Below are 16481 nucleotides of genomic sequence, written 5' to 3'. Positions count from 1 at the left end.
CTACTACATAAAAGCAGCAAGTGTATTTATTAAAGAACCTTTTAATTCACCATTGACAAATACATTGCCTTTTTTAATATCAAAATGAGCAGTAAGTTTTTCACCGTCATATGTTAATGCGCCGTCGTAACCCATTGCATCAATTTGTTGAACCATTTGTTTTATCGTTTTATCTAAATTATCTTGACTCATGCCAGTACCTAATACGTTGAACCATTTAGTTGGAACTACACTATTAACTTGAATAGTTAAATTATTAAAAATCTGCATCATTACGGCATTTGCTTTTGCTGTACTTGAAATATTCATTGGTGCAACTTCAAACGAAAAATCAAAATTACCTTTCGCACCATCTATCTCGATATTCGTATCTGTGATAGCAAAAGAAAAACCATCGCTAAATACATCACGCAAAATTTCTAGTTTTTCCGTATCGCTACTGCCATATGCAAAAGCTGGACTACCAAAATATTGATTCCATTTTTTTGATGCTTCTAAATTTAAATTTTCAACTTTTACATTACCACTAGCTGAAAAATTAATTTGTTGCCCTGCCGCATTAGGAAAATTACCAGAAAGAGAAGATGTCACATATTGATTACCAAATCCTCTATCATTGATATTTGATGTTGTATTAATGATGATATCTTTTAATGCAATATTTTTATCATCATCATTAATATTTATCGAATCTATTTTATAAAAATTTTGCCCAGTATAAGCAAAGTTCTTATCAAATGAATGATCTAATTGCTGAGTATTAATATTATTAATAAATACTTTTGTGTCATCAAATTCAAAACTAAGTGACGGCAAACTATAATGAACATCAATAAGCTTCATGCTATCTTTAGTTTGGAAATGATAATTCGATGGCGCAAGATTAAATGCACTTAAATCATCATAAGCATTATCATTAACATAATCAAAACCATTCTTTGATACAATATCCGATAGAATATCGCCAGAGGCCATAACATAACCGTTTTCGGCTAATCCAGCATCATTAATAAATTGTTTCACAAATGCAGGAAATGAATCAGGATCAAGTGTTGATGAATCACTCACTAGTGATATTTTTTGTGCAACAAATTTCGCAACGGCATAAGCATTATTTTGCAATGATTGCTCTGGTGTAATTAAATAAGTTAGGTCAATTATAATCGGTTGTTCATCATCATCGTCGTCTAAATTAACTAACTCAGTTCTTAATACGATTGTTATTTGCTTATTATCAGCACTCGGTGTAAAGCTTTGCAAAGAAATAACTGCAAAGCTCTGAACTTGATTATATTTAGTAATAAAGTTAGTTACGCTATTTTTGATAAAGTCAGATAGCTGCTGTTGTGACATCTCTGCCGGTTTTTCTGCTGCTTTTTCTGCTGCTTTTTCTACTGAAACAGGGGCTTTACTATTATCACATCCCACAACAACAAAACTAGAACCGAGGATTAAAGCGGTATAAAGTGCAATTTTTTTAGGTCTTAATATCTCAAAAAGTTTCATGTATTTTCCTTTAACATATTGATTATAAACGACTTAGAATTTATTCCACGTAAAAAAATTATAACATAAAACACATAATTTAGATAATCATTATCATGATATTTTGAAGAATTAATACATGTTATGAGTTAGTTATCGATATATCAAGGTCATCATTAAAAGCAGCCCATAATATTGATTCTGTTAATTTTTTTAGAAAATTTAATAAACTTGAAGGCTTGAATAGCGAGGATTAATCGTTATTTTTTTGTTGTAACAGCTAATTATAATGTAAAAAAATACCCTAAAAGATCAATAATAATCTTTTAGGGTAAGATATAATCAATTAGTCTTGATTTTTTTCATCAATTTTGCGATCGATCCACACACCAGTCACAACAGCAAGTAAACAAGCTATGGCTAAAACGGTCGCCCAAAGAACATAATACATATCTGTTTCTCCTTATTCTATTCGGGTTTTAACTAGTAAAGTACATGATCATTTTTTTCAATGTAATTTTTATTTAATCGCCCAAACATCTTCATATAAGACCATATTGTATATAGTAAAACAATTGGTAAGAATATCACAACAACCCAGAACATAATGGTTAATGTTAAGTGGCTTGAGGTTGCATCCCAAATCGTTAAGCTAACATTCGGAGCTAAACTTGATGGCATAATGAATGGGAATGTTGCAATACCAAAAGTAAACAATACACAAGCGATAGTTAGTGATGAAGTGATAAACACAAGTGCATTTTTATTTAAAGCAGAGAACAGTACACTTAGAAGCGGCAATACAACACCAAGAACTGGCACAAGCCATAATATAGGCAAGTTATTAAAGTTAGTTAACCATGTTGTATCAGTTGATACTGTTTTTAATAACGGGTTAGAATCTGCATTATGATTAATAACACTCGTAATTTCATAGCCGTGCATGCCAAAAGTTACCCATATACCGGCTAAAATAAAAGCAACCATCATAATTAATGTTGAAATTTGAGTCGCTTTACGTGCTCGTAAGTAAAGCTCGCCCGATGTTTTAAGCTGTAACCAAGCGCCACCTTGAGTAACAATCATTGTCAAACTGACAATACCTGCTAATAGTGCAAATGGATTTAATAAACCAAAGAAACTACCATGATAGAAAGAACGTTGGAATGTATTAATATCAAAAGGTACACCTTGTAATAAGTTACCAAATGCGACACCAAAAACCAAAGCAGGCACAAAACTACCGATAAAAATACCCGTATCCCATAGATTACGCCATTTTGAAGTTTCTAACTTGCCTCGATAATCAAAACCAAGAGGTCTAAAGAATAATGCGCATAGAACTAAAATCATTGCAATATAAAAGCCAGAGAACGATGCAGCATAAACCATTGGCCATGCAGCAAATAATCCAGCACCAGCAGTAATTAACCAAACTTGATTGCCGTCCCAATGAGGGGCAATCGAGTTAATCATAATTCTACGTTCATTATTAGTCTTGCCTATGATAGGAAGTAAAATACCTACCCCCATATCAAAACCATCAGTAACAACAAATCCAATTAGTACGACGCCGATGATCACCCACCAAATGACGCGTAACACTTCATAATCAAACATTATAAATACTCCTCATGCCTTATTCTGTTGTCACTTCTGGTTGCATTTTTTCATAATGATATTTACCTGTCCCTAATGAACTTGGCCCTAAACGAGCAAATTTAAACATAAGGAACATCTCAGCTACCAAGAATAACGTATATAACCCACAGATTAATATCAATGTAAACAGAACTTCACCGGCAGTTAATGAGGAGTTTGCAACTCCCGTCGGTAAAATCCCTTCAATAGCCCATGGTTGACGACCATATTCAGCTACAAACCAGCCACACTCACTTGCAATCCAAGGAAATGGAAGAATAAGTAAGAAGAAACGATGTAACCAACGTTTTTCGCCAATTTTATTTTTAAATGTTATCCATACTGCAATAGCAATACCTAATAACATTAAAAATCCAAGACCAACCATTATTCTAAATGCCCAAAATAATGGCCAAACTGCAGGGATTGAATCTTTAACTGCTGCTTGGATATTCGCCTCTGTCGCTTGTGAAATAGAAATATTATCTCTATCAGTAAAGCGTTTTACTAAATAGCCATAACCAAGGTCATCTTTATTTTGTTCGAAAATTTGATGAATACGTGGATCGTTATTACCTTGATTAATTTTTTCTAGATTTTCATAGGCTAAAATACCATTACGGATTTTGACTTCATTATCAGCCATAATCTCTTTCAAGCCAGTCACTTTTGTATCCAAAGAACGTGTTGTCATAATCCCCATTACATAAGGGATCTCAATGGCAAATAAGTTTTCTTCTTTTGATTGAGATGGGAAAGCAATAAGATTAAATGCAGCTGGTGCTGGATGTGTTTCCCATTCAGCTTCAATAGCTGCAAGCTTAGCTGGTTGAATAGTTGTCATTTCATGACCCGCTTCATCACCCATCATAATTAAGTTAAGAGACATGACAAAACCAAACACTGCTGCAACAGCAAACGAGCGTTTAGCAAAAGCAATATCACGTTTTCTTAATAAGTAGTATGAACTAATACTTAAAACAAAAATAGCGCCAGTCACATAACCTGCAGAAACGGTATGAGCAAATTTAAATTGCGCAACAGGGCTTGAGATAAGTTCAAAGAAATTACTCATTTCCATACGTGAGTTTAATGGATTGAATTCAGAACCAATTGGGAATTGCATCCAACCATTAGCGACTAAAATCCATAGCGCAGATAAGTTTGAACCAACAGCTACAAGCCAAGTCACCATTAAATGTTTGCCTTTGCTCATTCGGTCCCAACCGAAGAAGAAAAGTCCAACCATAGTTGACTCTAAAAAGAATGCCATTAGGCCTTCAATTGCAAGTGGTGCACCAAAAACATCACCAACATAATGCGCATAATAAGACCAGTTCGTCCCAAACTGGAATTCCATTGTTAAACCAGTAGCTACGCCTAGAGCGAAGTTAATTCCAAATAACTTCCCCCAGAATTTGGTCATGTCTTTCCAAATTTGCTTACCACTTACAACATATACCGTCTCCATAATAGCAAGTAAAAATGCCATTCCTAATGTTAAAGGAACAAAAATGAAGTGATACATTGCAGTTAGCGCAAATTGGAGTCTTGATATTTCAACGATGTCTAACATATTAGCTCCCTAAAATTACACCTAAAGCCCACAATAATTATATGATTAAAATTTTCGCTATTGTACACGAAAATTTCGCAATAAAAATTGACTATTATCAAAAAAATCTAATTAAATTGTTTCCTTACTGCACTACCGATATCAATTAAACTTGAAACGACAATGACTCCAGCCTCTTCTAGCGCTTTAGTTTTTTCTGCAGCAGTCCCTTTTCCCCCTGAAATAATTGCCCCAGCATGCCCCATTCGTTTACCTGTCGGAGCGGTTACACCTGCAATATAGCTAATTACTGGCTTAGAAACATGGTGTTTAATATATTGAGCCGCAAGTTCTTCAGCTGTGCCGCCGATTTCACCAATCATAACAATAACTTCAGTATCAGGATCTTTTTCTAACAAAGCAAGCATAGAAATAAAATCACTCCCAGGAATAGGATCACCGCCAATACCAATACAAACTGACTGCCCAACGCCAATATCTGTCGTTTGTTTTACTGCTTCATAAGTGAGTGTTCCTGATCGCGAAATAATGCCAACTTTACCTGCAAGGTGAATATGGCCTGGCATTATGCCAATCTTACACTGGTCTGGAACAATAATCCCTGGGCAATTAGGCCCAATCATAATCGCATCGCTTTGCTTTAATTTTTCTTTAATAAATAGCATATCAAGAGTTGGGATCCCTTCAGTAATACAAACAATCAATTTAATACCGGCATCAATTGCCTCTAATATCGAATCCTTACCAAAAGCAGCAGGAACATAAATTACGCTAGCTGTTGCCCCCGTCGCGTCAACAGCCTCTTTAACAGTATTAAAAACGGGTAAGCCTAAGTGCTCACTACCGCCTTTACCCGGCGTTACCCCACCAACGAGTTTAGTGCCATAAGCAAGTGCTTGCTGCGAATGAAAAGTGCCCTGACTTCCGGTAAACCCTTGGCAAATAACTTTGGTATCTTTATTAATTAAAATCGACATATTTATTTTCTTTCCTTATTTAGCAACGGCAGATATTTTTTGCGCAGCATCAACTAAACTTTCTGCGCTGATAATATTAAGCTGGCTATCAGCAAGAATCTTTCTTGCAAGTTCTGCATTATTACCTTCAAGTCGAACAACAACCGGGATAGTTAGCTCAATTTGCTTTATCGCGCCGATAATCCCATCAGCAATAAGATCGCAGCGCACAATGCCGCCAAAAATATTAACTAAAATGGCTTTTACATGATTATCAGATAAGATTAATTTAAATGCCTCTGCCACTCGTTCTTTCGTTGCCCCGCCGCCAACATCAAGAAAGTTTGCTGGCTCTCCGCCATATTGTTTAATAATATCCATCGTTGCCATAGCAAGGCCTGCACCATTTACCATACAACCAATATTACCATTTAAAGACACATAACTAATGCCTTGTTTAGTTGCAATCGATTCTCTTTCATCTTCTTGAGTAATATCGCGTAAAATACTCAGTTCGGGATGGCGGTAAAGCGCGTTATCATCTAGTACTACTTTTGCATCAACACAAATTAATTCTTCATCTTTTGTTATCACTAATGGATTTATCTCAGCTAAAGAGACATCATTTTCAATAAAAAGCTTTGTTAGATTCATAAAAATTTTAGTAAATTGATTAATTAACTTACCGCTTAAACCAAGTTTAAATGCGAGTTCTCGTCCCTGATAGGCACTTGCGCCAATTAATGGATCAATTTCAACTTTAAAAATAAGTTCAGGGGTATTTGTTGCAACCGATTCAATTTCCATCCCACCTTCGGTTGATACCATAATAACAATGCGTTTTTGGCTTCTATCAACAATAATACCTAAATATATTTCATTATTAATATTAGACGCTTGTTCAATTAAAATTTTATTTACTGGTTGGCCATGCTCATCAGTTTGATAAGTTACCAAACGGCGACCTAACCAATGCTCACTAAATTGTTTAATCTCTTGAAAGTTATCAGTACAAATAACGCCACCGGCTTTCCCTCGCCCACCAGCATGAACTTGGCATTTTGCAACCCATTTACCTTGCGAATTTTGTGCGGTAAGTTCGGCTAATGTTTCCGAAACTTCATCGACTGATTGACAGACATACCCCATTGGCACTGGTAGTCCATACTTTTTAAATAAAAATTTTGCTTGGTATTCATGCAGATTCATAGATATATTCCAAAATAAATTGATAATAAACTTATACTAATCAATATGAGTTAAATTTCTGTCAGTTTAATCCAATATTTGGTAATTGTGTAGTTTTCTAATGGCTTAATAAAAAAAATCTATAACAAATGCTGCATTATTGCTGTTTTTTTATTGCATGATGTTATAATTGACAACAATATGTAATAAATAATGACGATAAGGTAATAATATGACCAAAGTTGGTATTTTTTTCGGCAGTGACACAGGTAATACTGAAAAAGTTGCTGAACAGATTCAGCAATTGTTAGGAAGTGATAAAGCAGATCTATATGATATAGCAAAAAGCACTAAAGAACAGATTGAGAAATATGAGTTTCTATTTTTTGGGATCCCCACTTGGTATTATGGTGAATCACAATGTGACTGGGATGATTTTTTCCCAAATTTAGAACAAGTTGATTTTTCAAACAAAACTGTAGCGATCTTTGGTTGCGGTGATCAAGAAGATTATGCTGAATATTTCTGTGATGCTATGGGAACGATAAAAGATATTATTGAACCTAAAGGCGCTAAAATTGTTGGTCACTGGTCAACTGAAGGATACTATTTCGAATCTTCAAAAAGCCTCGTTGATGATAAACATTTTATTGGTCTTGCAATCGATGAAGATCGCCAAGCGGATATGACTGAAGCGCGTATTAGTCAATGGGTTGAGCAAGTTACAAAAGAGATGGCAATCTAGCTTATCTTTACCGTTGAAAGGATAATTTTCACCTACAATTATTAATAACTTGATCATTGATACTGGTAGATTGAAATATCCTTTCAAAATGATTGCTTTATTTTATGTAAATATTTTCTATAATAGCTTAAAGCAAAATAGTATATTATTTGGGGTTCTATATGACCGTTCAAGAAAATAATGCTGCGTTAAAAAATGCAGGATTAAAAATCACACTTCCTCGTTTGAAAATTCTACAATTATTACAAGATCCTAATTATCAACATGTTACAGCAGAAGATCTGTATAAAAAATTATTAGATTTGGGTGAAGAGATTGGACTTGCAACTGTTTATCGAGTCCTCAATCAATTTGACGATGCAGGTATCGTTACAAGGCATAATTTTGAAGGTGGTAAAGCTGTTTTTGAGCTTGCGACGCAAGATCATCATGATCATTTAATTTGTTTAGATTGTGGCGATGTGTTTGAATTTACGGATGAAATAATTAATAAAAGACAGAAAGAAATTGCAGAGCAATATGGCGTTAAATTAACTTATCACAGTTTATATTTGTATGGTCATTGTGCTGGTGGAAATTGTAAACAAGATCCCTCTCTTCACCATAAAAAATAATCCGATTACTCTCTTGAGTTTATACTAGCCGGATTATTATCTGGCTTTTGTGATTAAAGATAGCGTCACCCTTTTATAGGCTTACCATCAATATGAAACAATTACTTAATTTTATTCCACTAATATTCTTTTTTGTTTTCTTAACTATGTACGACATTTTTGCTGGTGTGAAAGCATTAATGATCAGCGCAACACTCGTTTTTTTAGTTATTTGGCTCATTAATAAAAAAATTGAAAAAATGGAACTATTTTCTTATCTAATGATAATGGTTTTTGGTGGTTTAACACTCTATCTGCACAATGAAGATTTTATTAAATGGAAAGTTACCTTAATTAATTTTCTTTTTGCTGTTGTTCTATTAGTAAGCCAAATTATCTTTAAAAAGAATCTAATTCAAAAATTATTAGGTAAAGAATTACAATTAAGTGCTAATGTATGGAATAAGCTTAACTTTTTATGGGCATTTTTCTTTATTTTTTGCGGATTAATTAGTTTATACGTGACTTATAATATGTCGACTGAATTTTTTGGTATTTTTAAGGCATTTATTTTACCCGGTGCCTCTTTACTATTAACCTTAATATCAGGTATATATATTTATAAACAAATGGATAAAACTGCGAATAAGCAATCAAAGGAATAAAGAATATGAAAAAAGAGTCACTATCACCCGAAGGCCAACTTGTATTACGAACTCTTGCTATGCCATGTGATACAAACCCTCATGGGCACATCTTTGGTGGCTGGATAATGTCTCAAATGGATCTTGGTGGTGGCATTCTTGCAAAAGAAATCGCGAGAGGACGAATTGTGACAGTCAATGCCAGTAGTATTACATTTCATCAACCCGCTATGGTTGGTGATGTTATTTGCTGCTATGCGCGCTGTCTAAAAACAGGTACCTCATCAATTACGGTAGCTATCGAAATTTGGGTTAAAAAAATTTCAGATCAAAATAGTCCTATGGGACAACGTTACTGTATTACGGATGCTGTATATACTTATGTTTCTGTCGATAAACATAATAAACCACGGCCTTTACCTGAACAATTCCAAAACTATAACGCTGAAACTGATGACATCAGCAAACTAGGGTTAAGTAATACGTAATGGATATATCATTAACATCCTTTTATACATGGCTAAATTCTTTTATCCTTTTTGGTTATTGGATTTTAGTTGTCGCAACCACATTAAGAATTGTGACCAAAAGAAGACCAACAACATTTGTCGTTGCTTGGATGTTAATTATTTATATATTGCCGGTAATAGGGATTATTCTCTATTTTCTATTAGGTGAAACTCATCTAGGGCAACGTAGAGTAAAAAGAGCGCAGGAAATGCGCCCTATTATTCAAACATTTATCCAGCAATTACACGATTTCCCCTCTATTTTTACACAACAATTTAGCAATGTTGCAAAGCCGTTATTTCAATTATGTAAACACCAAACAGGATTAGATGGTATTAGTGGTAATCATATTGATTTAATCCATACCCCTGACCAAATTTTTGACCACCTTATTAATGACATTAATCAAGCTAACTCAAATATCGAAATGGTTTTTTATATTTGGTTTAAAGGTGGCCGCGCCAATGAAGTAGAAGATGCGCTAATTAGAGCTGCAAAACGTGGGGTAACTTGTCGCTTAATGCTGGATTCAGCGGGTAGCAGACAATTTTTAAAAACTGATGAAAATCATAAAATGAAAGAAGCCGGAATTCAAATTATCGAATGCCTACAAGTAAACTTATTGCGCTTTATGTTTCGCCGCCTAGATTTAAGACAGCATCGAAAAGTCGCAATAATTGATAATCATATAGCCTATACAGGAAGTATGAACATTGTCGATCCGCGCTTTTTCAAACAAAATAAAAATGTCGGTGAATGGGTTGATATTATGATCCGTATGAATGGCCCAATTACGACTTTGATGGGTGCTATTTATGCGAGCGACTGGGAGCTCGAAACCGGGAAAAACTTATCTTTACCAAAGGTTACTGATTTTGCAGAGCCACCCGTTGAACAACAACATATTATGCAAATTATTCCATCTGGCCCTGGCTATACAGAAAACATGATCCATCAAGCACTGCTTACGGCAATCTATTCTGCGCAAGATGAAATTATATTTACCACACCTTATTTAGTTCCCAGCGATGACTTACTGCATGCTATTTGCACCGCTGCGCAGCGAGGCGTTAAAGTAAAAATAATTATTCCCGAAAAGAATGATTCGATGATGGTAAAATGGGCAAGTCGCGCTTTTTTCAGTGATTTATTAGAAAGTGGTGTCGAGCTATATCAATTTAAAAATAATTTGCTGCATACTAAAAGTGTCCTAATTGATAAGCAATTAAGCTTAGTTGGTACAGTCAATCTTGATATGCGCAGCTTATGGCTAAATTTTGAACTTACGGCGGTTATTGATGATACTGAGTTTGCTAATGCGCTTAATGACTTATTGCAAAGTTACCTTAAAAACTCAGATTTAATTGATTTCTCTGTTTGGCAAAAAAGACCATTTTGGCAACATATTATTGAACGCTTATTTTACTTTTTTGCACCTTTATTATAATTTAGCGGCGCTATTAAAAACAGCTTTATTAAAGCACTGGCTTACGTCTAATAACCATTTTGTGATGTATCAGGCATAAATATGTTTTCATTTAAGCTATACACTTTGGTATCCATTTCACCATCAGTATTTAATTCAATAATACGCCAACCTGGCGCATCGTACGATAAACTAAAATTATCAGATAATGGTTTAAATTGAATACAGGTTGATGGCGTTGAAAAAACGCGACAATGATGCCAAATTTTTTCAAAACTTTGGTGTATATGACCCCAAGCAATCGATTTAATACTTTCATGTTGCTTAACTAACGAGCCAAACTCTTCACTATTTTTTAAACAATGCTGATCTAACCAGCGGCAATTAGACATAACGGGATGATGATGTAAAAAAATCATAGCAAACCTATCTGGGTACTCTTCAAGCGTTAGGCTTAAAAATGAGAGTTCCGTTTGTGATAACGTACCAAATGCTTTACCTTCAACTTGGCTATTTAATAAAATAATTAACCATTTATCACCTAGTAAAACAACTTTTTTCTCGGGCAATTTTTGTTGCTCAAAAACAGTTTTCATATTGGCATAAACATCATGATTACCGAGCAGCCAAACACAAGGAGTTAAAAATTGATTAATTGAATTAGCAAAGCGATGATAACCGTTTTTACTCCCATCTTGCACAAGATCGCCCGTTGCCACAATCAAATCAAAATCGCAGGGATACTGCTTAATTTCATCAATAACAGCATTGAAGCTAGCATTGGTTCGAATACCTAAAAGTGAATTACTATCATCTGCAAAAAGATGAGTATCTGTAATATGTAATATTTTTGCTTTATTATTATTTTTTGTTGGTAGGGATAAATATGTTTTCAACATCCGACCTCAAAAATTGCCAATAATTTCACTTAAGTTTATGATAGTTCTAATAGAATTTATGTCGAGTAGTGCACATTTTTATAACTAATTAATATTATTAGTCATAAATGTGAATAAAATCACATTTTTATTAGCGATTTAAGTAATTTAACAATATGATTTTAATTACTATTGCCATTCAATTTGTAACTTTTTATAGTTAAGTTGTAACCACTGCAAAGCTATCACCGAAGCTGCGTTATTAATTAAACCATCTTCAACCCATGAATAAGCTTGCTCACGGCTAACCACATGAACTTTAATATCTTCATTTTCCTCGTCCAAACCATGTATACCCGTCGCGGTTGATGAATCAACTTCGCCAACTAAAATATGTAATTTTTCAGTCAAGCCTCCGGGGCTTGCTAAATAACTTATTATGGGCTTGCAGCGTATAACCTCAATTCCCGCCTCTTCTTTTGCTTCTCTTCTTGCTACATCTTCAACCGACTCACCGTGATGATCTATCATGCCAGCAATTAGCTCTAGTAACCAAGGCGTATCTTGTGTTTCAATAGCCGCAATTCGAATTTGTTCTATTAGCACGACATCATCACGTTTAGCATCATAAGCAAGTAGCACGACTGCATGCCCTCTTTCTAATATTTCGCGAGTAACAACCTCACTAATTGAACCATCGAATTTGCGATATTGAAAACGGTATTCTAATAATGAGAAAAATCCCTTATATAAAACGCGCTTAGTAAAATTAAATACGTCATTTTTAGTAAAAAAAATGGGACTTTTGCTAATATTTTTCATATAAACTCACTATGTTAAGAAAATTTTTAATAAAAAGTGCGAAGCTAAAAAATCGGCTCTTATGTATATGTTAATTATCTGTTAGAATCAGGCAATCATTATTAGTAAAAATAATATATTACATTTATTTCGAATTTTTAGGAAACTCTCATGAAAAAAGTATTGCCTTTGCTTATCAGTTTAATAATAGCACCTTCAGCGTTTGCTGAAAACTTAATACAAGTTTATGAGCAAACAAGACAGACCAATCCTGAACTCAAAAGTTCACTTGCAAATAAACAAAAAGCTTATGCTGCAGTAAGTGGCGAACGCGCAAGTTTATTACCACAGTTAGGCTTATCTGCCTCATATAATTTAAGTCATGGCTACCGTGAAAATGATGATGTTAATGGTAAAACGGGTAACTTAGGCTTATCTCTAACTCAAAGCTTATTTAACTACTCGTATTGGAAAAACTTAGATATCAGTAAGCAACAAGCAAGTATTTATGATATTGCTTATCAGGCGCAAGAACAATCGTTAATCTTAACGGCCTCAACTTACTATTTTAATGTATTAAAAGCACTTGATACATTAAGTTACACTCAGGCTCAAAAAAAATCGATCTATCGCCAACTTGAACAAGTAAGACAACAACATAAAGTAGGTTTAGTTGCCATAACTGATGTACAAAATGCACAAGCAAACTATGATTTAACGATTGCTCAAGAAGTTAGTGCTGTGAATAACTTAAATAATGCCCTTGAAGATTTACGCCAAGTAAGTGGTCGTTTTTATAGTAGTTTAGCAAGTATTGACACTAAAATATTTAAAACAGAAAAACCAATTGCAGTTAATCAATTACTACAAAAATCAGAAAACTCAAATCTCGATTTACTAACCGCTCGCCTCAGTCGTGATGTTGCTAAAGAACAAATTAGGTTAGCTGAGTCAGGACATTTACCAACTTTAACGTTAAATGCATCAACAGGGCTAAATAAAAACCAAAGTTATGGTCAAAACTCGACTAATAGTAATAAAATTACCGGTGCTAATACAATCGGAATTAGCTTTGAAATGCCTATTTTTTCAGGTGGCGCAACGATGTCTAAAGTTGAACAAGCGCAATATAATTATGTTAGCTTCAGTGAACAATTAGAGACAACAAACCGTAAAGTGATTAATTCAGTCCGTTCATCATATAATGATATTTCTGCGGCAATTAGTTCAATCAAAGCTTATGAACAATCGGTAGTATCAGCACAAAGTTCATTAGATGCAACAGAATCTGGTTATGAAGTGGGAACAAGAACCATTGTTGACGTACTTAATGCAACAACCCAGCTTTACAATGCCAAAAAGCAGCTATCTGATGCAAAATATGACTATTTAATTAGCCTATTAACATTAAAAAATGCGATTGGTACATTAAATGGTGATGACCTAATACAGCTTAATAATATGTTAGGTAACGAAGCAAGTACCTTAGCGACCAACGAGTAGTATTGTTATCCTCTGCCTACTAATAAAAACTTGCTTAATACTATAAGCAAGTTTTTATTAATACCTCATACGGTTTAGCCTCTTTTCCTTATTTCTACCAGCTATTAATAAATTAATAGCGACAAATAACTTTATCGACTATTATATAACAGTTTTTTATTTATAAAATGACTCATCTATGCCTATAGAAAAAAGTAATGATCTCGTAAAATTAATTCTCAATTTACTTATTATTGGTCTCTTTATTATCATCACCTATCGTGTGGTCCAGCCGTTTTTATTCGGTTTTTTTTGGGCGGTGATGGTTGTTATCACAACTTGGCCAATGATGATAAAACTTCAACATAAATTATTTGATAATCGAATACTTGCCGTACTCGTTATGACAATTATCTTATCATTATTTTTTATCATTCCATTTATGCTCGTTATCATGAGTATCGCTAAAAATAGTGGCTTTATTATTGATCTTGCTAAAAACGTTTCGCAGCAAAAACTGCCCTCTTTACCTTGGTTAGAAAATATTCCCTTAATCGGTAACGAACTCTTTTTGAAATGGGAAGATCTCATTGACAATGGCGGTAGCGAGCTAGTAAAAGAAATTCAGCCTTATCTTGGAACAGTTGCGTCATGGACAATTGACCAATTGACCAATATCAGCGTCTTTGTTTTCCATTGCGGAGTAATGATTGTCTTTAGTGCTTTACTCTTCCTTAAAGGTGAAGAGGTTAAAAAGCATGTTTACCATCTAGCCCATAAATTATCTAAGCAACATGGTGAAAATACGGTTACCTTAGCCGGTAAATCAATCAGAGCTGTTGCATTGGGCGTCGTTCTTACGGCAGTAACATTAACGATTATTGGTGGCTTAAGTTTAGTTGTTACAAATATCCCTTTCCCTGGTTTAATCACATTATTACTCTTTATTTGCTGTGTAGCTCAAATTGGCCCCGTACTTGTGATGGCTTGTTGTACTATTTGGCAATTCTGGGATGGTAATATTATTTCAGGAATTATTTTGACCGTTGTTACATTAGTCCTAACTACGCTAGATAGCTTAATGCGAACTTTGCTAATTAAAAAAGGGGTTGATCTTCCTTTCTTATTGATTCTTTTCGGAGTTATCGGCGGACTACTCGGCTTTGGCGCGATGGGATTATTTATTGGCCCAGTAATTTTAGCACTATCTTATAATTTCATTAACGCTTGGGTTGGTGAACAAGATTAAAAAATAGCACCATTAGGTGCTATTTTTTTATGATTAATTGCCGCTAAGTTACTATTTAACTAGCTGCCCATTTTCCGTTTTAGACAAATACGTACCATGTCGTAATGCTTCTATTCGTTTATCTAATGGTGGATGGGACATAAATAATTCCGATACTTTTACTTTTTTAGCGCCATTAATACAAAATGCCATTATCGAAGCATCTTCTTTGGGTTCATAGCTTACTTTTAAGCGCTCCAATGCCGCAATCATTTTATGTGCGCCAACAATTTTAGCAGCTCCCGCATCGGCATAAAACTCTCTACGACGAGAAAACCACATAGCGATTAGACTTGCTAAAATACCAAATACAAACTCAAATACCATGACAATAATATAATAGACCATTGTTGACATACCACGATTACGTTCTGACATTGCCTGCGCAACAAAAGTGGCGAGAATTCGAGAAATAAAAATAACAAAGGTATTTAACACCCCCTGTAATAGCGTCATCGTTACCATATCACCGTTTGCTATATGGCTAATTTCATGAGCAATAACTGCTTCAGCTTCGTCACGGTTCATCGTTTCAAGCAAGGCTGTACTAACTGCAACTAACGAATGATTGCGCCGTGCACCCGTTGCAAAGGCATTCATATCGGGAGCCTTATAGATGGCAACATCTGGCATTTGTAGGTTAACAAGTTCAGATTGACGACGAACAATATCAATCACCCATTGTTCTTGTGCATTTTGTGGTTGTTTAATAACTTGCCCACCAACTGCACGTAATGCCATCGTCTTAGAAAGCAGTAACGAAATTATTGCACCGCCAAAACCAAAAATAGCGGCCATAATGAGTAATCCACTGGTGCTACTTGCATCAACACCTAAAATACTCAGAACAATACCAAAGATAAACATAACCGCTAAGTTAGTTAATATAAAAAGACCTATTCGCATCATGTGATTATTTCCTATTAATGACTAATGAATCAAATTAATAATATATAGATAAATTGCGATATTTAAAGTTATTTATCTTCAAAATATCTAAAATTAAGACCGTGAAAAATAATTGATAATTAGACAAGATAATATGGTATTAAATGATTTAGCATTATAATTTTATTGCTATAAAAAATAGAATCTAGATAAGATGGAAAAAAATTTGGAGGAGACTCTATCAGCCACATCCCACACACATATAACTTACTTAGGCTGCTTCCTTCCGGACCTGACCTAGTGAGCAAGCAAACGTTGCAAGAGGACCCATAGAGCCTCCATTGAAGAGCGAGTATTATCCTTTAAACTAATGCAAAAAA

At 34.4% G+C, this 16481-nt stretch carries 15 protein-coding genes and 1 other RNA gene; 7 read left to right on the top strand and 9 right to left on the bottom strand.

Going from position 1 to position 16481, the window contains the following annotated elements:
• Positions 1-3: 3 nt before the first annotated feature.
• The 5 genes from RHO14_04610 to sucC all read right to left on the bottom strand — a co-directional run bounded on the left by RHO14_04610 (position 4) and on the right by sucC (position 6867).
• Entirely contained in the window at positions 4-1506 is a 1503-nt protein-coding gene (locus RHO14_04610; protein ID WVD72086.1) for a DUF945 family protein, read from the bottom strand.
• A 462-nt stretch (positions 1507-1968) separates the two neighbouring features.
• Positions 1969-3105, bottom strand: a complete 1137-nt coding sequence (gene cydB / locus RHO14_04605) for a cytochrome d ubiquinol oxidase subunit II (GenBank protein WVD72085.1) — start codon at positions 3103-3105, stop codon at positions 1969-1971.
• A gap of 19 nt (positions 3106-3124) precedes the next feature.
• A complete protein-coding gene (locus RHO14_04600) occupies positions 3125-4702 on the bottom strand; it encodes a cytochrome ubiquinol oxidase subunit I (protein ID WVD72084.1) in 1578 nt (525 codons plus the stop codon).
• A 107-nt stretch (positions 4703-4809) separates the two neighbouring features.
• The gene (gene sucD / locus RHO14_04595; GenBank protein WVD72083.1) at positions 4810-5679 is read right to left on the bottom strand and encodes a succinate--CoA ligase subunit alpha; all 870 of its coding nucleotides are present in this window, start codon (positions 5677-5679) and stop codon (positions 4810-4812) included.
• Between the two features lie 15 nt (positions 5680-5694).
• Positions 5695-6867, bottom strand: a complete 1173-nt coding sequence (gene sucC, locus RHO14_04590) for an ADP-forming succinate--CoA ligase subunit beta (protein ID WVD72082.1) — start codon at positions 6865-6867, stop codon at positions 5695-5697.
• Between the two features lie 211 nt (positions 6868-7078).
• Here sucC and fldA point away from each other — a divergent pair, with 211 nt between their 5' ends.
• From fldA to cls, 5 genes are all read left to right on the top strand, one after another.
• Positions 7079-7591, top strand: a complete 513-nt coding sequence (gene fldA, locus RHO14_04585; GenBank protein WVD72081.1) for a flavodoxin FldA — start codon at positions 7079-7081, stop codon at positions 7589-7591.
• A 161-nt stretch (positions 7592-7752) separates the two neighbouring features.
• On the top strand, positions 7753-8205 hold the full coding sequence (gene fur, locus RHO14_04580) for a ferric iron uptake transcriptional regulator (GenBank protein WVD72080.1): 453 nt from the start codon (positions 7753-7755) through the stop codon (positions 8203-8205).
• A 92-nt stretch (positions 8206-8297) separates the two neighbouring features.
• A complete protein-coding gene (locus RHO14_04575) occupies positions 8298-8849 on the top strand; it encodes a septation protein A (protein ID WVD72079.1) in 552 nt (183 codons plus the stop codon).
• A gap of 5 nt (positions 8850-8854) precedes the next feature.
• Positions 8855-9316: an acyl-CoA thioester hydrolase YciA gene (gene yciA / locus RHO14_04570; GenBank protein ID WVD72078.1), complete on the top strand. Its 462-nt coding sequence runs from the start codon at positions 8855-8857 to the stop codon at positions 9314-9316.
• The gene (cls, locus tag RHO14_04565) at positions 9316-10785 is read left to right on the top strand and encodes a cardiolipin synthase (protein ID WVD72077.1); all 1470 of its coding nucleotides are present in this window, start codon (positions 9316-9318) and stop codon (positions 10783-10785) included. The genes yciA and cls overlap by 1 nt, the downstream gene beginning before the upstream one ends.
• A gap of 47 nt (positions 10786-10832) precedes the next feature.
• Here the strand turns inward: cls and cpdA are convergent, their stop codons facing one another.
• Together cpdA and nudF are read right to left on the bottom strand one after the other, a co-directional pair.
• Positions 10833-11663, bottom strand: coding sequence for a 3',5'-cyclic-AMP phosphodiesterase (cpdA, locus tag RHO14_04560; GenBank protein ID WVD72076.1), 831 nt, complete (start codon positions 11661-11663; stop codon positions 10833-10835).
• Between the two features lie 168 nt (positions 11664-11831).
• On the bottom strand, positions 11832-12464 hold the full coding sequence (gene nudF, locus RHO14_04555) for an ADP-ribose diphosphatase (GenBank protein WVD72075.1): 633 nt from the start codon (positions 12462-12464) through the stop codon (positions 11832-11834).
• 150 nt (positions 12465-12614) lie between these two features.
• On the opposite strand from nudF, the gene tolC reads away from it, so the two are divergent.
• Together tolC and ydiK are read left to right on the top strand one after the other, a co-directional pair.
• Entirely contained in the window at positions 12615-13946 is a 1332-nt protein-coding gene (gene tolC, locus RHO14_04550) for an outer membrane channel protein TolC (GenBank protein ID WVD72074.1), read from the top strand.
• Positions 13947-14124: 178 nt separating this feature from the next.
• On the top strand, positions 14125-15174 hold the full coding sequence (gene ydiK / locus RHO14_04545; GenBank protein WVD72073.1) for an AI-2E family transporter YdiK: 1050 nt from the start codon (positions 14125-14127) through the stop codon (positions 15172-15174).
• Positions 15175-15225: 51 nt separating this feature from the next.
• Here ydiK and htpX read toward each other — a convergent pair whose 3' ends face one another.
• Both htpX and ffs read right to left on the bottom strand, forming a co-directional pair.
• The gene (gene htpX / locus RHO14_04540) at positions 15226-16122 is read right to left on the bottom strand and encodes a protease HtpX (protein ID WVD72072.1); all 897 of its coding nucleotides are present in this window, start codon (positions 16120-16122) and stop codon (positions 15226-15228) included.
• A 215-nt stretch (positions 16123-16337) separates the two neighbouring features.
• Positions 16338-16433, bottom strand: an RNA gene (gene ffs / locus RHO14_04535) — signal recognition particle sRNA small type.
• Positions 16434-16481 lie beyond the last annotated feature (48 nt).

The organism is Orbaceae bacterium lpD04 (assembly GCA_036251935.1).
GTDB classification, from domain to species: Bacteria; Pseudomonadota; Gammaproteobacteria; order Enterobacterales; family Orbaceae; genus Orbus; species Orbus wheelerorum.
Note: the sequence above shows the minus strand (reverse complement) of the source record. Positions and strands in the feature narration are given on the sequence as shown.

Bases quoted from the DNA above. Each gene is read 5' to 3' on its own strand.
- fldA (WVD72081.1), top strand. From the start codon at position 7,079: ATGACCAAAGTTGGTATTTTTTTCGGCAGTGACACAGGTAATACTGAA.
- nudF (WVD72075.1), bottom strand. From the start codon at position 12,464: ATGAAAAATATTAGCAAAAGTCCCATTTTTTTTACTAAAAATGACGTA.
- tolC (WVD72074.1), top strand. From the start codon at position 12,615: ATGAAAAAAGTATTGCCTTTGCTTATCAGTTTAATAATAGCACCTTCA.
- cls (WVD72077.1), top strand. From the start codon at position 9,316: ATGGATATATCATTAACATCCTTTTATACATGGCTAAATTCTTTTATC.
- sucC (WVD72082.1), bottom strand. From the start codon at position 6,867: ATGAATCTGCATGAATACCAAGCAAAATTTTTATTTAAAAAGTATGGA.
- htpX (WVD72072.1), bottom strand. From the start codon at position 16,122: ATGATGCGAATAGGTCTTTTTATATTAACTAACTTAGCGGTTATGTTT.
- fur (WVD72080.1), top strand. From the start codon at position 7,753: ATGACCGTTCAAGAAAATAATGCTGCGTTAAAAAATGCAGGATTAAAA.
- cpdA (WVD72076.1), bottom strand. From the start codon at position 11,663: ATGTTGAAAACATATTTATCCCTACCAACAAAAAATAATAATAAAGCA.
- yciA (WVD72078.1), top strand. From the start codon at position 8,855: ATGAAAAAAGAGTCACTATCACCCGAAGGCCAACTTGTATTACGAACT.
- cydB (WVD72085.1), bottom strand. From the start codon at position 3,105: ATGTTTGATTATGAAGTGTTACGCGTCATTTGGTGGGTGATCATCGGC.
- RHO14_04575 (WVD72079.1), top strand. From the start codon at position 8,298: ATGAAACAATTACTTAATTTTATTCCACTAATATTCTTTTTTGTTTTC.
- ydiK (WVD72073.1), top strand. From the start codon at position 14,125: ATGCCTATAGAAAAAAGTAATGATCTCGTAAAATTAATTCTCAATTTA.
- sucD (WVD72083.1), bottom strand. From the start codon at position 5,679: ATGTCGATTTTAATTAATAAAGATACCAAAGTTATTTGCCAAGGGTTT.
- RHO14_04610 (WVD72086.1), bottom strand. From the start codon at position 1,506: ATGAAACTTTTTGAGATATTAAGACCTAAAAAAATTGCACTTTATACC.
- RHO14_04600 (WVD72084.1), bottom strand. From the start codon at position 4,702: ATGTTAGACATCGTTGAAATATCAAGACTCCAATTTGCGCTAACTGCA.